The organism is Alteraurantiacibacter aestuarii (assembly GCF_009827405.1).
Classification (GTDB): Bacteria; Pseudomonadota; Alphaproteobacteria; order Sphingomonadales; family Sphingomonadaceae; genus Alteraurantiacibacter; species Alteraurantiacibacter aestuarii.
The window spans coordinates 454,459-470,512 of sequence record NZ_WTYY01000002.1 but is presented as its reverse complement, the minus strand read 5'-3'; the positions used below and the strand labels follow the sequence as shown (position 1 = coordinate 470,512).

Genomic DNA, 16,054 nt, shown 5'->3' with positions numbered 1-16,054 from the left:
ATAGCTTCGCTTCCAGATCGGCAAACTACCGGCACATGGGAGGGGCTTACATTGGCCTATAATACGCGCATCGGATCGCTCGATTCCTACACCAAGGGTGTGATCGAGCTGAAGGACGACCTGCAGAAATACGCTTTTTCCAACATCTTCGAAGTGGCGGGCGCGGCCAAGCCATTTGAACGGATCGCGGTGGCGCAGAACCTTGAATATGTGGCTGAAGCGATGCGGGTGGAAGGCGATTCCCCGTGGTATGTCGCCCCGCATGATGAATTCGCCATCGTGATGGACGGGGAAGTCACCTTTCGCTTCATCAAGATGCAGGATGACCAGCTCCCCAGCCATGAAGGCGGCGCCATGCAGCTGGGCGCGCAGCCCAATGGCCCGGTGATGGGCAAGGTCACCGCGCGGCGCGGACACCAGGTGCTGCTGCCCAAAGGCGCGGCCTACCAGATGGGCTCGGCCGCGCCGGCAGTCACGCTGATCCAGACCATGGACGGGCCGGTAACGGTCAAGCGCTGGTCTGAAATCTGCACGCTGGATTGACGGGAAAGGACAAGGCAATGGACGCAATTACCACCCCCGATAGCACCAAGGTCATCTCGACCGGCACCGATCCCGATACCGGCTATGACAGCTTCCGACTCGGCAATTTTGAATTCACCCGCGATGAATATTTCGCCCACATCAAATGGCCCAAGGGCAGCCATATCATCGAGGTCGACCGCTTCCTGCGGGCGATGGTGCGCGATATCGGCTGGGGCTTCTTCTACGGCTGGATCTTCTTCGACGATATTTTCGGCACCACCAATCACTACGGCACGGTGGACATGTTCGCCGGCTCCTATGACCGCGGGTACAAGGACCAGGGGCTGGATTATCTGGAAACCTTCGATGCGCAGGTGATCAGCGAGGCGTTTGAGACGATCTCGCGCAACTGGATCAACGAAGGCTATGATCCGCTGAGCGCGCCGCTGGAAACCGGCACGCCGATCGGCCCCAAGACGGTTGAGCGCACGGACGAGCTGGTGCGCGGCTTCCGTCCGGCGGAACGCATGCTGGGCCTTGAAGGCGATGCACCCGTTCGCTCCGACGCAACCGGCCATCCGATCAACCGCGCCTTTGCCGATATGGAATTCGACACGCCCGATATCGAATGCGAGCCGGGCTTTGAGGGCCAGCTGCATGCAATCAACCTGTTCGACCATATCGCCCGCGCAGATGTGACGTGGAACCCGTCCTTCACCGCCATTACCGGGGCCAGCATCTGCTGCGTGACATCGGAAGAGCACATGCTGCCGGTGATCCACGGCAATGACCGGAACGAATGGTTCATCCAGCTGACCGACGAAATTCACTGGAACATTGCGGACAAGGCCACCGGCGCGCCGCGTGGCCGGATCGTGATGAAGGCGGGCGATGTGTGCGCCATGCCGGCAGACATTCGCCATCAGGGCTTCTCGCCCAAGCGATCGATGCTGATGGTGATGGAAAACGGCACGCCCGGTCTGGAAAAGCGCTACGAATCCGGCGAGCTGAAACCCTATCCGGTCGATTTCGGGTAAGTTGGCGGCCTAGCTTTCGGAACGGAAATCTGCGGGTCTCAGGCCGTATCGGGCCAGCTTGTCATACAGCGTCTTGCGCTGGATTTTCAGGCTGGCCGCCACCGCCACCGCGCGCCCGCCATTGCGGCGCAGCGCATCTTCCAGCACCGCGCGTTCAAACCGCTCGACCATGCCGCGCAGCGATTGTTCATCCTGCCCGGCGTTTTCGCTGCCGGGAGCGATACGGGCGAACTGTGACAGGCCGAGCACGAAATTGCGGGCAAAGGCGCGCAGTTCGCGCAGGTTGCCGGTCCAGTCATGGCTGGCCAGATGGTGCCATTCCAGCTCGCTGATGGGCTGGGCAACCAGTTCCAGATCACGCTCATATTCGGCCACGAAATGGCGGAATATCTCCGGTATGTCGTCGCGCCGCTCTGCCAGCGTGGGCAGGGTGATCCTGATTCCGGACAGGCGGTGAAACAGCGACGTGGCCACGGCGGAGGCGGTGGGCAGGCCTTCGCCGTGGCGGGTGGCAGAGATTACGCGGATATTCACATTGCGCGGCCGGTCTGCGCCGATGGGCAGGACCGTGCGGCTTTCCACCATGCTCAGCAGCCGCGCCTGTATCGCCTCGGGCATGGTGGCGATCTCGTCCAGGAACAGCGTGCCGCCATTGGCCTTTTCTATCAGGCCAAGGCGCGACAGGCCGGAATAGGATTGGCCACTGCCCGGATCGCGTCCGAAGATCAGCAGTTCGGCATCCTCATGCGCCACGATCCCGGCATCGATGGTGATGAACGGGCGGCGATGGCGCGGCCCCAGATCGTGAATCTGCCGCGCCACGAAGTTCTTGCCCGTGCCGCTTGCGCCCGCGATCATCAGGTCGATATCGGCGGCGGCAACGTCTGCGATCATGCGGCTCAGCCTTTCGGCCTGTTGCGATGATCCCAGCACGCGCGGCGGTACGCGCCCGGCCAGTTCGCTACGCAATTTGCGGTTTTCGATCACCAGCGCGCGCTTGTCCGCAGCGCGGCGGATGGCATCGAACAATTGCCCGCTGGAATAAGGCTTGGTCAGGAAGTCGGCGGCACCGTCCTTCATCGCCTCCACCGCCATCGCCACATCGCCGTGCCCGGTGGTGAAGATCAGCGGCAGGTCCGCATCGCGCCGCCGGACCTCGTCAAAGAACTCCAGCCCGTCCATGCCCGGCAAGCGGATGTCGCTGACGATGACGCCGGGGAAATCCGCCTCCAGCCTGCGCAGCGCCGATGCGGCATTGCCGTGCGCTTCGACCTGAAAGCCCTCCAGCTCAAGGCCCTGCACAGTGGCCTCTCGCAGCGTCTCGTCATCCTCGACGAAGATCACGCGCGTGTTTGCATCCTCGATCATGCGCGGGGAATCCGCATGGTGAAGTGGGCGCCGCTTGCGCTGCTGCTGGCGGTCAGATCGCCGCCCAGCTCACGCATGATGTCGCGCGATATCACCAGGCCCAGTCCCAGCCCGTCGGCCTTGGTGGTGGCAAACGGCTGGAACAGCTGGTCCATCAGTGCCTCGTCTATCCCCGGTCCGTTGTCGCTGACGGTGAGCAGGCAGTCCTTTTCGTCAGCGACAATGGTGATGGCAATCTCGCCTTCCGGTCCGGCAGCATCGATGGCATTTTGCAGCAGGTTCACCAGCACTTGTTCCAGCCGCACATGTTCCGCCTGGACGATGATGGCCATCGTGTCCTCGGCAGGCAGGACAAGCTGCACCCCAAGGCTCTCCACCCGTTCATGCAGCAGCAGCAGAGCGCCGCGGATGGCCTGGCCGATCTCCATTGCCCGGGGATCAGATGGCTGGCGGCGGCTGAAGCGGCGCAATTCCCCGGTGATGCGGCCGATCCTCTCGGTCAATTCAACGATGCGGGTGAAATTCTGGGCCGCGCCCTGACTGTTGCCCGCCGCGAGCATGCGCGTGCCGTTTTCGGCAAAGACACGCGCGGCGGCGGTGGGCTGGGCGATTTCATGGCCCACACCGGCGGAAATCTGGCCCAGCGTGGCCAGCCGGTTTGCCTGGGTCAGCTGCTCTCGCAAGGTGCGGGTGCGTTCTGCCGCCGCGGCTTCCACGGTGACAAGGCGCTGGCGGCGCAGATACAGCCAGCCCCACACCGCCAGCCCGAGAATGGCCAGCGCGAACAGCAGCAGCAGCCTGCCATTGGCAATCGCGGCCTCCACCTGCGGTGAGGGGTCGACAAGCAGGTGCAGTTCCCACCCGTCAAGCGCGATTGGCTGCTGCGCGTCGAGCAGCGGAGCGGTCAGCACCCGGTCCAGCGTATCCGCCCGGCGAATTTCGAGCGGCTGAAGCGCTTCAATGCCGAACTGCTGGCGGTCGGCTTCCACATCCCGGCCTTCCAGCGCAGCGGGTGTGGCGGCCCGGAAGCGCCAGTCCGGATTGCTGGCGAGCAGCACCACGCCGTCCCTGTCCGTGACATAGACGCCCTCCGTCGCCGCGCGCCAGCTGGCCTCCAGCGTATCGAACTCCACTTTCACCGCGACAATGCCGATGGGGTCCGATGCCGGCCCGATGCGCTGGGCGACATAGAGGCCGGGGCGGCGGCTGACCGTGCCAAGCGCGAACTGCGTGGCGGAGCCTTGCTCCATCGCGGTGCGGAAATAGCGGCGGAAGCGGTAGTTCGATCCCACGAAGCTGGTCGGCAGGCGCCAGTTGCTGGCCGCCAGCGTCTCGCCCTCATCGGTCATCAGATAGATTGCTGCGGCACTGGTCTGCATGGCCAGCGCTTCCAGCCGCTCGTTCATCATCGCGCGCTGGCCGATCTCACCGGACAGGAAGGATTGCACCTGGGGGTCCTGCGCCAGCACCAGCGGCACCAGGATGAACTTGTCCAGTTCGCTTTGCAGGCCGGAGGAAAGGATCGCGGCATCATTGCGCGCCAGCGATCCCGCTTCGGCAATCGCCTGCGTGCGCATCAACCGGTCAATGCCCCACAATAGCAGGCCCGCCAGCACCGCCAGCGCCAGCGTGGCGAGGCCCGATCGGATGCGGGAGGAGGATAGCGAGATAGCGCTCATGACAGGAACACTGTGCGGAAAATCGCACAGGTGTCAAAATATCTGTATATTTTTCCGCACAATTTATCCGCGAAGTTTCTCTAACATATTGTAATACGGCGTTTGTATGGTTCTCCGGCCAACACTTGTTGAGCCGCCACACCTCTGGCTACACTGCGCCAACAAACGCCCGCAAAGGGCAATAGAGGATCGGGAGACACAATGGCGGCGAGCATTTCCGCAGACGGATCAACTGTAGCTGCACCGCGCAAGCCGCTCTACCGCATGCTCTATATCCAGGTGCTGACCGCGATTGTCGCGGGCGCTGTGCTGGGCCATTTCTTCCCCGAACTGGGATCCTCGCTCAAACCGCTGGGTGATGGCTTCATCAAGCTGGTGAAGATGATCATCGCGCCGGTGATCTTCCTGACCGTGGCCACCGGCATTGCCGGGATGAAGGACATGAGCCAGGTGGGCAGCGTGGCGGGCAAGGCGCTCGCCTATTTCCTGTTCTTTTCCACGCTGGCGCTGATCGTCGGCCTGGCGGTGGGCAATATCATCCAGCCGGGGTCCGGCCTCAATATCGATCCCGCCTCGCTTGATGTGGGCGCGGTGGCCAATTACGCGCAGACGGCGGAGGAGCAGACGCTGTCGGGCTTTGTGCTCGACATCATCCCCACCACATTGTTCAGCGCCATGACCGACGGCAAGATCCTGCAGGTGCTGCTGGTATCGATCCTGTCCGGCATCGCGCTGTCCGCCACCCGCCCGCATTCCGACCTGGTACTCGACGTGCTGACTTCGCTGGGTGAGGCGATCTTCAAGCTGGTGCACATGCTGATGAAGTTCGCCCCGATCGGAGCCTTCGGCGCGATTGCCTTCACCATTGGCGAATTCGGCATTGGCTCGCTTGCCAGCCTGGCGGCGCTGGTCGGCACGTTCTACCTCACATCCCTGCTGTTCGTGATCGTGGTGCTGGGCATCACCGCGCGTTTGGCGGGCTTCTCCATCTTCAAGCTGATCAAGTATCTGCGTGAGGAATTGCTGCTGGTGCTGGGCACATCCTCGTCCGAAGCGGCGCTGCCCAGCCTGATGGAAAAGATGGAGATCGCCGGTTGCCGCAAGACCGTGGTCGGGCTGGTGGTGCCCACCGGCTATTCCTTCAATCTGGACGGCACCAATATCTATATGACGCTGGCCGCGCTGTTCATTGCGCAGGCGGTGGGCATCGATCTGTCGCTGGGTGAACAGCTGGCGCTGGTGCTGGTGGCGATGATCAGTTCCAAGGGCGCCGCAGGCGTAACCGGCGCAGGCTTCGTGATCCTGGCGGCCACGCTTTCCGTCGTCCCCACCGTGCCTGTTGCCGGCATGGCGCTGATCCTGGGCATCGACCGCTTCATGAGCGAGTGCCGCGCGCTGACCAATTTCATCGGCAATGCCGTGGCCACCGTGGTTGTGGCCAAGTGGGAAAATGCGCTCGACACAGACAGACTGCGCGCCGCGATGGCGGGCACTCCCATGCTGCTGCCCGAGGAAGATATCGAACGCCACGAACGCAGCGGCCCGCATAGCGAGGCGCTGGCCGAACAGATGGCCGAAGCATTGGAGGGTCCGCGATGATTTCCCGGCGCAACATTCTGCGCAGCACTGCCGGTCTGGCGGGCGCTGCGGCCGTGGCGCGGGTCCAGCCTGCTCTCGCGCACGATCTGGAAGAGATCATGCTGTGGCCGGGCGATCCGCCGGGCAATGGCCGCGTGCGGGGGCCGGAGGAGGTTGGCGGACCGGGCACCGGCTATGGCGCGGTGTCCAATATCTCCACCCCGCGCATGCGCGTCTATCGGCCCAATGTGGCCAACGGCAAGGCCGTGCTGGTGTGCGGTGGCGGCGGCTATTTCCGTATCCAGCTGTGGAAGGAAAGCACGCCCATTGCCAGTCTGCTGGCGCTGAAGGGCTACACGGTGTTCGAGCTGATCTACCGCCTGCCCAATGATGGGTGGGATGCCAGCGCGCCGTTCATGGATGCGCAGCGGGCGATGAAGATCATCCGCTCCCGCGCCGCAGACTTCGGCATCAGGCCGGACCGCATCGGCATCATGGGATTTTCCGCCGGGGGACATCTGGCCGGATATACCGCGCTGCTGCCCGATCAGCAGCTGTATGCCGGCGGTGACAGCCATGAGGCGCAGTCAGCACGGCCCGATTTTTCGGCGCTGCTGTTCCCGGTCGTGTCCATGCGCGCGCCATTCGATACCACGCGCACGCGGCGCGAGATCATTGGCGATGATGCCAATCGCGCGGCGGAGGATGCCTGGTCGCTGGACACGCACGCCAGCGGATCATCGCCGCCCACGCTGATCATTTCGGCAGCGGATGACACCATCACGCCGCCGGGACACGGGATCAGCCTGTTCCAGGCCCTGCGCGCCAGGGGCGCACCGGCGGAACTGCATATCTTCGAGGACGGTGGCCACGGCTGGGGCCTTGGCACCGACAACCAGATCCTGAGTCAATGGCCGGACATTTTCGAAAACTGGATCGGCAAGAGAACATTCGAATGACTTCGATAAAGGGGAATATCGCCATGAGCATTACCACCATCGGCAAGCTGGCCCTGCTGTGCAGCACCAGCCTTGTCGCCACCACCATTTCCGCCAATGCGCAGGACGCGCAGCCCGCGGCCAGCGAGCAGGGCCAGTCGCGCACGCGTGACAATGACGTGATCGTCGTCACCGGCACGCAGATCAAGGGCGCAAAGATCGACGATGTGCTGCCGGTCACCGTGCTTGACGAGACATCGATCGAGGCGATCAACCCGTCTTCGGGCGATGAGCTGTTCCGCGCCATTCCGCAGGCCGGTGCCGTGGCCTTTAACGAGCAGAACACCACCGGCGGTGTGAACAGCGCGCGCGGCGATATCGCCTCGATCAACCTGCGCTCGCTCGGCACGGGCAATACGCTGCTGCTGCTCAATGGCCGCCGCATGGTTCTCGATCCCGGTTTCCAGACGGAACTGCTGGTGCCTGTCGTCTCTCCCGACACCAATTCCATCATGCCGGGCAGCGTGCGCCGCGTGGAAGTGCTGCGCGATGGCGCCTCTGCCATTTACGGCGCCGATGCGGTGGCAGGCGTGGTCAACACCGTGCTGCGCAGCAACCGCGAGGGCGGTTTCATCGAGGGCAATTACCGCTTCTCTGACGGAACCGACTTGTGGAACGGCAGCCTGCGCGGCGGCCTGGGTTTCGATTTCAACGATGGCCGCAGCAATATCACCGTCTATGCCGGCTATTTCCATGAGAACGGCATTCCCGCCAGCGAGCGCTTCTATTCGCAAAGCAGCGATCGCCGCTACGACCCGCGCCTTGTCGGCACGCCGTGGGAGGGTGATAGCGATTTCCGCGGCACTTCCACGCTCACCCCGTGGGGCCAGTTCGACATTCAGGGATCGCGCGCCAGTTCGGCGACCGATATTGGCGACGATGATTTCCAGATCCAGCCAGACAGCTTCTCCGGTTGCCTGCTCGATCTGGGCAATGGCATTTGCGCCGACAATGGCACTTCGGTGGACGTTGACCTGCGCTATGACCTTGATGCCGACCGCACGCTCTATTCTGACAAAGACCGCTATAATGCGTCTGTGCTGTTCAACCATGAACTGACAGAGGCGCTGGAGTTCTATTTCGAAGGCAGCTTCTATCGCACCAAGTCCGAGCGGCTGCGTGAATCAAGCGCCAATCTGACAGCGGTTCCCATCGGCATTTCCCGCAATGCGTACTGGAACCCGTTTGGCCCCGTTACCTTCCCCGATGGTTCGCCCAATCCCAACCGCCTGACCGATGGCATTGACGGCGTATCGAGCAGCGGACGTGACCTGATCATGGAACGCTACCGCGTGATCGATGCCGGGCCGCGTCTGGGCACGGTGGACAAGAATGAGTTCCGCCTCGTCTTCGGCCTGCGCGGTGATTTTGGAGAATGGGATTTCGATACCGGCTTCGTCTATCATCAGGCAAACAAGACCGATCTGACGCGGGGCCGCATATCGACCACCGCTTTCCAGGACCAGATCAACCTCAGCGATCCCAGCGCCTATAATCCGTTCAATGGCGGCTGCTATTACGATGATGGCCGGATTGCGCCTGCCAATGGCGATTGCACACCTAACAGCGATGCCGCGCTCGACCCCATCCGCATCGATGTGTTCCGCAAGGGTGAAACCACTCTGGCGCTGGCCGATTTCAAGGTTTCGCGCGACGATATCTTCACCATTCCCGGCGGCGATGTGGGTGTGGCAGCCGGTGTGGAATTCCGCCGCGAGACCTTTATCGATGATCGCGATCCGCGCCTTGATGGCACGTTCACCTTCACCGATTCAGTAACCGGAGATTTCTTCGGCAGCGATGTGCTGGGCTCCAGCCCGTCACCCGATACCAGCGGCAACCGAGAAGTTTATTCGGGCTTTGCCGAGCTGTTCGTGCCGGTCGTCTCGCCCGAAATGGACATCCCGCTGGTGCAGGATTTCGTGGTCCAGCTGGCTGGCCGGTTCGAACATTTCACCGATATCAAGGAAACCACCGTGGTCCCGCGTATCGCTGCATCGTGGACATTGTTCGATGGCCTGATGGCCCGCGGCGCATGGTCACGCGGCTTCCGTGCGCCCAACCTGGTGCAGGTGAACGATGTGGGCACCACCCGCGTCAACACGCGCGATGATTACGTGCAGTGCTATGCGCAGATCCTGAAGGACGATATCGACACATTCGATGATTGTTCGGGCGAGGGCACCGTATCCCTGCGCACCGGCACCAATGTGCTGAAGCCCGAGGATACCGAAAGCATCAACCTGGGCCTGGTGCTGACACCCGGCTTCATTCCGGGACTGGTGATCACGGCCGATTACTGGCGTGTCCAGCAGGATGGCATCGTCGGCGTGTTCGGTGATGACAATGCCATCGCCCTCGATCTGCTGCGCCGCCTGGACGGCGGATTCAATGAAAACGTGCTGCGCGATGATCCCGATGCAGACCAGATTGCGCTGTTCGAAGGCACGGGTCTGGACGCCGTGGGTGACGTTCGGCAGGTGCTCGATCCCTATCGCAACCTTGACAGCCGCACGGTCAAGGGCTGGGATTTCGGCCTGCAATATGCGGTGCCCGATTTCGGCCTTGGCGATTTCGATGTCGCGCTCAATGCCGCCTATCTCGACAGTTTCTTCCAGTCGCCCGGCGCGGATGGGCAGGAACTTCTCGATGCCGTGGCCGATGGCACATTGCCTGACAGCATCGTCATCAGCGACATCGGCGAGCTTCGTGAGCTGAACGGCCGGCCCAAATGGCGCTGGACCGCGCAGGTCAACTGGAACAATGGCCCCTTCCGCATCAGCTGGTTTGGGCGCTATGTAGGCGGTGTGTTTGATGACAGCGTCACCCAGGATGCCACCGATATCAATGGCGATCCCAATCCCGATCCCGGCTCCTTCTACCGGGTGGATGACTGGTTCGTCATGAATGCGTCGATCAGCTATTCGATCGACAATGATGGCCCGCTGGATGGCACGCGCTTCCGTTTCGGCATCAACAACCTGACCAACAAGGCGCCGCCGCTGGCCGACGAATCCTATGGCTATTTCAGCGATCTGCACGATGGACGCGGCCGCCAGTACACCTTCGAAATCCGCAAGCGCTGGTGACCTGATTGGCTGCATTTGACGCCAGATGGCTGTTAGCCTCGGCAATCCTCCTGGCGGGGGCAGGGTGCACCACCTTGACCCCGCCAGTTGGCGTTTCGGCATCAGCTGCAACCGGCTGCCACACGCAGCAGGCGGCCATTTCGTTCGATTTCGATGGAGCACCGCAGTCCGCCTGCGTGATTGAGGGGGAGCGGCAGTTCGCCATTGTCATCACCCCCGAACACGCCCCGCCGATCAATCCCAGCCCGTGGTATGCCTTTCGCTATGAAGCGCGCGGCAATGCGCCGATCAGCGTGCGGATCGATTATCTGGGTGCGGCCCATCGCTACACGCCCAAGCTGACCACTGCGGAGGGCACCAGCGAGATTTCCGCGCAGAGCGTCGATAATAGCGGAAGCGCCGTGCTCACGCTTCCGCCGGGCAGCGGCACCGTCAGCGCGCAGCCACTGATCGTGCAGCAGGATTATGATCGCCAGCTGGGCCAGCTTTCCGCGCTGGACGGGGTGGAACGCCTTACGCTGGGATATTCCCACACCGGCCTGCCGATAGAGGCGCTGCATTATGGCGACAGCTCCGCGCCCGAACTGATCGTGCTGCTGGGCCGTCAGCATCCGCCCGAAGTGACCGGCGCCTATGCGATGGAGCCCTTTCTGGAACAGGTGCTGGCCCGGCTCGCCAGCGATCCGGCGGCGCACGGGCGCTTCCAGTTGCTGGCCGTGCCGCTGCTCAACCCCGATGGCGTGGCGCGCGGACACTGGCGCGCCAATCTGGGCGGCAAGGACCTCAACCGTGACTGGGGGCTGTTCACCCAGCCGGAAACTGCCGCCGTGGGACGCTGGCTGGATGCCATGCCGCAAACCGCCAGGCCGGTGGTGATGCTGGATTTCCATTCCACCCAGAATAATCTGTTCTATGTTCAGGGCGACGAGGCAAGCGCTCCGCAGCGCCAGTTCCTGTCTCGCTGGCTGGAGGGGCGGGAACAGGAGTTTGCCGGATATCCATTCACCATAGAGCGCCGCAATGCCAACCCGGGATCGGGCACTTCGAAGAACTGGTTCCACGAGGCCTACGACATTCCCGCATACACCTACGAGGTGTCCGACAGCGCCGATCCGCAAGCTGCAGATGCTGCGGCACGGCAGCTGGCCGATGACCTGATCGACGTGCTGCTGCTGGATTGAAACGCTGCTTCGGCAGCGATCCGGACGTCAAAAGCCGACAATTGAAACGCGTCTTTGGTCGCCTGCGAGCGCATGGTGAACCCGCGCTGGTGGCTATCGCGTACAGCCGAAAGAAGGCTTCTGCGTCATCCCTGTCAATCAGGGGGCTATAAAAATGGCTCAATCTCAACAAAAAACAGATAAAATCGCGTGCCTTTAATAAAAATTCCAAAAAGGGAATATTAATATTTAAACATATAAATTGAATTAATTATAGAAGAAACTTGGATATTATAAAATATGATAATGTTATGTACTCAGTATATAAATGAGCAATAGATTGACAATATAATGCTCTGAGAAACAGTCATAAGCATACATAATTATAAAATCACGCAGATAGTTTCCCACTCAACTAAGTATATATTGGTAAGATAAGTATGAGTTTTTGAATATTTCAATATATATTCTACTGTGTAGGAAAAATACTATGAAATAGTTCATAATTAAGGAATCTGTCCCAAATTGGGTGGCAATTTTTGCGTCGATTGACTCTAAAGCAGTATAATATCGATCTGCATCCGAGATGAATTTACTCGGGAGCAAATTGATGGCGAACTCCAAGAAGCGATCCAAAGTATCTGAGCAGCCGGTGGCGGAGCGCCGCTCAAATTCAGACGACTATTTGGCGATTTCGGCGCTTATTGCGTCGATATCGCAGCTAGATGTGGAAACAAACCTGACATCCGCACTTCAGAATATTGCTGATGTGAAGATGCTGAATACCGAGCCGCAAGCTATATCTGAGCAACTTGGCAGAGCTCTCGACGTTGCTTTGGGTATCTACGAAGGGCAGGAAACTTCGCCTGGCGACGAGTGCGGCAACCTACCTTCGGACATAACAACTCCGTGCAACACCTATGATACCAGCATCGCGGATGCCAAATATGCTGATCGCAAGGATCAGGTGGCCGCAAACACGGCCTATAAATCCGCAGTAAACGCCTGGAATACCGCTGTGGCAGTTTACAATGATGCTGTTTCGGCCGCGAAGGTCGATGTCGATCACGCGCAAACAACGGCGATGAATGCGATCGGAGCCAAGTTCAACGACGACAGCAGCAGTCGGTGTGATTTCCTGATCGCCACTCTCAAGACAGACATCGCCACTGCTGTTCAGGCCTATGTCTCGGCTGTCGAAGCTGCCGGTTCGGCCCTGGCATCTGCGGCGGGCACGATGATGACCGCCTATGTCACCTACATCGGTGCCACCGAAAACACAGTGGTGGCCAAACTGCTGACCACAGCAACCGCCGAACAGACCTTCTGGCAGAGCGTCGAATCCATTCGCGATCAGTGATCCCGGCTTTCAGCCGGCGATCCTGAATCCGCCTGATCCAATAGAACAGAGGAAGCCCCATGAGCGTCGAAGTCAGCTATCCCGGTGTCTATATCGAGGAATTGCCCAGCGGCCAGAAAACGGTCACGCCGGTTGCCACCAATATTGCGGCCTTCGTGGGAAGGGCGCTGTTCGGATCGACCGACGAGCCGATCACGATCAACAGCTATGGAGATTTCCAGAACCTGTTTGGCGGGCTGCAGTTCGATTATCCGATGAGCTATGCGGTCCAGGATTTCTTCAACAATGGCGGATCGCAGGCGGTTATCGCGCGGCTGTTCGAGCCGACTTTGGGCGATGGCGCGGCGCGGATGCGCTTCCCGCCCGCACCCCCTGCAGCGCCCGATGGCTGGCTGATCGATGCCAATGCGACGGCCGGGGCAACCAGCCTCACCGTAGCTCCGCCAGATGCCGAGTCGGAGGCTGCACCCGTTGCCGGCATGACCTTCGCGCTGGAAGGCGATCCCGGCACTCAATATACCGTAACCGGCTTCACCCCGGCCAATAAGACCAAGAAGACATTGGCAAGCGTCACGATTGCCCCGGTCCTGGCAAGGGACTTCCGCAAATGCACCAAGATGGTGTTTCAGGCCGGGCCAAGTCCGTCAGGCTGGACAGGTTTTGCAGGGGGCAACAACCAGATCACCCTGGCGGGTGGCAGCGGCATTCCCGAACTTGGCGACCTGATCCAGTTCGCCAATGACACCACCGGCGCATCCTATGCGATCATCGCCAGCCCGCAGGTGACCGGGACCGACCCGAACAATCTGACGCTCAAGCTGACCCTGTCCGGCAAGCCCACGGCGGCCGACGGCGCGGTGATCTTCTCATCGCCTGTCGCCCTGCCGATGCCGCTGGGCTGGGAGATCGAGCAGACCGCGCTGAACAGCGCCAAGACCATCGCCACGCTCTCCATCATCAATGGCACCAACGCGCCACTGCCCGGCGATCAGTTCACCGTTGCCAATGATCCCAACACCTATGTGGTGGGCACATATACCGCGGCGACGGCCAAGGCGGACGCCACGATTACGGTCACCATTCTGGGCGGCGGGACTTTTTCGTCTACGCAGTTCTGCCTCTGCTGCGCGCCGATCTTCAACCGCGCGCCGCCTGAAAACGCCACGATCAAGAAACTGGCCAAGTCCGGCGATATATCGATCACGATAACCCCGCCGGAACTGGGCACGGTGGATATTGGCGACACATTCCAGGTCGAAGGTGACGATACCTTCTACAGCGTGCGCCACATCGATCAGAACACGATCTATTTCCTGCCCAAGGCCGAGGCCGACTTTACCAAGACCGGTATCACCTTCTTCCCGACGCTCCAGCTCAAGGCTGCCAATCCGGGCAAGTGGGGCAATCTGCTGACCGCCAAGACGGACAAGAACGGCATTTCTGCGGAAACCGCCAAGCAGTTCCAGAGCGAATATCAGATTACCGCGGACGACCTGTTTAACCTGACGCTGACGCTCTACAATGCCAAAGGTCAGGCGATTGCCAGCGAACGTTACCTCAACCTGTCGGTATCGAAGGAAGGGGAGAAGCAATATTACCCCAACCGGGTGGACAAGGTGCTGGCCAGCGAATCCGCGCTTGCCCGGGTGGACCAGATTTCCGGCATGCCGCCCGGCGATGGCCAGGTGGCACAAGGTGTGGGTGGCAATAACGGCACCTATCTGACGCCGACGACCTACCTCGGCAATCAGGACCGCAAGACAGGTATCTACCTGCTTGAAAAGACCGATCTGTTCAATCTGCTGTGCATTCCGCCAGACCGCCGTTTCCTGCCCGAAGTGGCCGAATCGATGCAGGATCTGGACGTGCTGGTACGCGGTGCGGCAGCGGAATATTGCACCAACAAGCGCGCCTTCTTCATTGTCGATCCGCCTGCAAACTGGGCGGACAAGGCAAGGCAGGGCCTGCTCTCGCAGCTTGATCCCTCGCAGGTCGGGATCACCGGCGCCAATGCCGGGGGCCAGGAATATGCGCGCAATTGCGCCGTCTACTTCCCGCGCATCTGGAAAGAAGACCTCAAGATGAAGGGGCGTCAGGCGTTGTTCCCGCCTTGCGGTGCGATTGCCGGTGTCATGGCCGCAACCGATGTCGGGCGCGGCGTGTGGAAAGCACCCGCCGGGCAGGCAGCGGGTCTGGCAGGCGTCAGCAAGCTGGACGTCAAGCTGACCGACGCAGAGAACGGTGAGCTCAATCCCAAGGGCATCAACTGCCTGCGCAGCTTCCCGATCGTGGGTCCGGTGGTGTGGGGTTCACGCACATTGCGCGGCGCCGATGCATTCGAGGACGCCTACAAATACATCCCGGTCCGCCGCTTCACGCTGTTCGTGGAGGAATCCCTCTACCGCAGCACGCAATGGGCGGTGTTTGAACCCAATAACGAAGCGCTGTGGTCATCCCTGCGGCTGGAAGTGGGTTCCTTCCTGGCAGGCCTCGCACGCCAGGGCGCGCTGTATGATTACACGGTGCAATGCGATGCCAAGAACAACACGGCTGACCGCATTGCCCGGGGAATCGTGACCGTCACCGTCGGGATCGCGCCGGTAGATCCGGCGGAGTTCGTCATCCTGCAAATTCAGCAAACCGCGCCTGCAAGCGCGTGATCTGAAACAGCCTCGCCAAGGATTGAGATAGAACCATGTCAACCAACACCGAATTTCCCAAGGCGACTTACCGCTACGATCCGTATCGCAGCCACAAATTCCGTCTCAAGTGGGATGGCAAATATGTGGCGGGCGTCTCGAAAGTCAGCGCGCTTTCGCGATCTACGCAGGTCGTCACCCATCGATCGGGCGGTGATCCGTCGGTCCCGCGGCGGATGCCCGGACAGAGCGAATATGCGGCGATCACGCTGGAGCGCGGCGTCACCCACGATCCGGCCTTCGAGCAATGGGCCAACAAGGTGTGGGATTATCACAATCACATCACCGATGATCAGCAGGGCGGCACCGGCAATCAGGACGTATCGCTCAAGGATTTCCGCAAGGACATTATCCTGGAGGTCTATAACGAGGCGGGCCAGAAGGTGCTGGCGTATAATATCTATCGCTGCTGGCCGTCGGAATTCGTCGCGCTTCCAGAGCTTGATGCCAATGGCAATGCCGTGGCCATTTCGATGCTCAAGCTTGAGAACGAAGGCTGGGAGAAGGATACCTCCGTCGCCGAACCGGCCGAGCCCAGCTACACACTGCCAGCGAGCTAAG

11 protein-coding genes are annotated in these 16,054 nt (G+C 60.9%); 9 read left to right on the top strand and 2 right to left on the bottom strand.

The window, feature by feature from the left end:
- The first annotated feature begins 51 nt into the window (after positions 1-51).
- Positions 52-543, top strand: coding sequence for a cupin domain-containing protein (locus GRI32_RS04900; RefSeq protein ID WP_160590021.1), 492 nt, complete (start codon positions 52-54; stop codon positions 541-543).
- A 17-nt stretch (positions 544-560) separates the two neighbouring features.
- Positions 561-1,562, top strand: a complete 1,002-nt coding sequence (locus GRI32_RS04895) for a hydroxyquinol 1,2-dioxygenase (protein WP_160590020.1) — start codon at positions 561-563, stop codon at positions 1,560-1,562.
- A 9-nt stretch (positions 1,563-1,571) separates the two neighbouring features.
- Here GRI32_RS04895 and GRI32_RS04890 read toward each other — a convergent pair whose 3' ends face one another.
- Positions 1,572-2,930 (bottom strand): sigma-54-dependent transcriptional regulator, encoded by a 1,359-nt coding sequence (locus GRI32_RS04890; RefSeq protein WP_160590019.1) that lies wholly within the window; start codon positions 2,928-2,930, stop codon positions 1,572-1,574.
- Positions 2,927-4,609: a sensor histidine kinase gene (locus GRI32_RS04885; protein ID WP_160590017.1), complete on the bottom strand. Its 1,683-nt coding sequence runs from the start codon at positions 4,607-4,609 to the stop codon at positions 2,927-2,929. Before GRI32_RS04885 ends, GRI32_RS04890 begins: the two co-directional genes overlap by 4 nt.
- Positions 4,610-4,810: 201 nt before the next feature.
- Here GRI32_RS04885 and GRI32_RS04880 point away from each other — a divergent pair, with 201 nt between their 5' ends.
- The 7 genes from GRI32_RS04880 (at position 4,811) to GRI32_RS04850 (ending at position 16,053) form a co-directional block, all read left to right on the top strand.
- On the top strand, positions 4,811-6,208 hold the full coding sequence (locus tag GRI32_RS04880; RefSeq protein ID WP_160590016.1) for a dicarboxylate/amino acid:cation symporter: 1,398 nt from the start codon (positions 4,811-4,813) through the stop codon (positions 6,206-6,208).
- Complete coding sequence (locus GRI32_RS04875; protein ID WP_160590014.1) at positions 6,205-7,146, top strand: alpha/beta hydrolase; 942 nt, start codon at positions 6,205-6,207, stop codon at positions 7,144-7,146. Before GRI32_RS04880 ends, GRI32_RS04875 begins: the two co-directional genes overlap by 4 nt.
- 23 nt (positions 7,147-7,169) lie before the next feature.
- Positions 7,170-10,274 carry a TonB-dependent receptor domain-containing protein gene (locus GRI32_RS04870; RefSeq protein ID WP_160590013.1) on the top strand — a complete coding sequence of 1,035 codons (3,105 nt, stop codon included), beginning with the start codon at positions 7,170-7,172 and terminating at the stop codon, positions 10,272-10,274.
- A 74-nt stretch (positions 10,275-10,348) separates the two neighbouring features.
- A complete protein-coding gene (locus tag GRI32_RS04865; protein WP_160590011.1) occupies positions 10,349-11,455 on the top strand; it encodes a M14 family metallopeptidase in 1,107 nt (368 codons plus the stop codon).
- Between the two features lie 589 nt (positions 11,456-12,044).
- Positions 12,045-12,794, top strand: coding sequence for a hypothetical protein (locus GRI32_RS04860; RefSeq protein WP_160590010.1), 750 nt, complete (start codon positions 12,045-12,047; stop codon positions 12,792-12,794).
- A 59-nt stretch (positions 12,795-12,853) separates the two neighbouring features.
- The gene (locus GRI32_RS04855; protein WP_160590008.1) at positions 12,854-15,454 is read left to right on the top strand and encodes a phage tail sheath family protein; all 2,601 of its coding nucleotides are present in this window, start codon (positions 12,854-12,856) and stop codon (positions 15,452-15,454) included.
- A 35-nt stretch (positions 15,455-15,489) separates the two neighbouring features.
- The gene (locus tag GRI32_RS04850; protein ID WP_160590006.1) at positions 15,490-16,053 is read left to right on the top strand and encodes a phage tail protein; all 564 of its coding nucleotides are present in this window, start codon (positions 15,490-15,492) and stop codon (positions 16,051-16,053) included.
- Position 16,054: the final 1 nt, after the last annotated feature.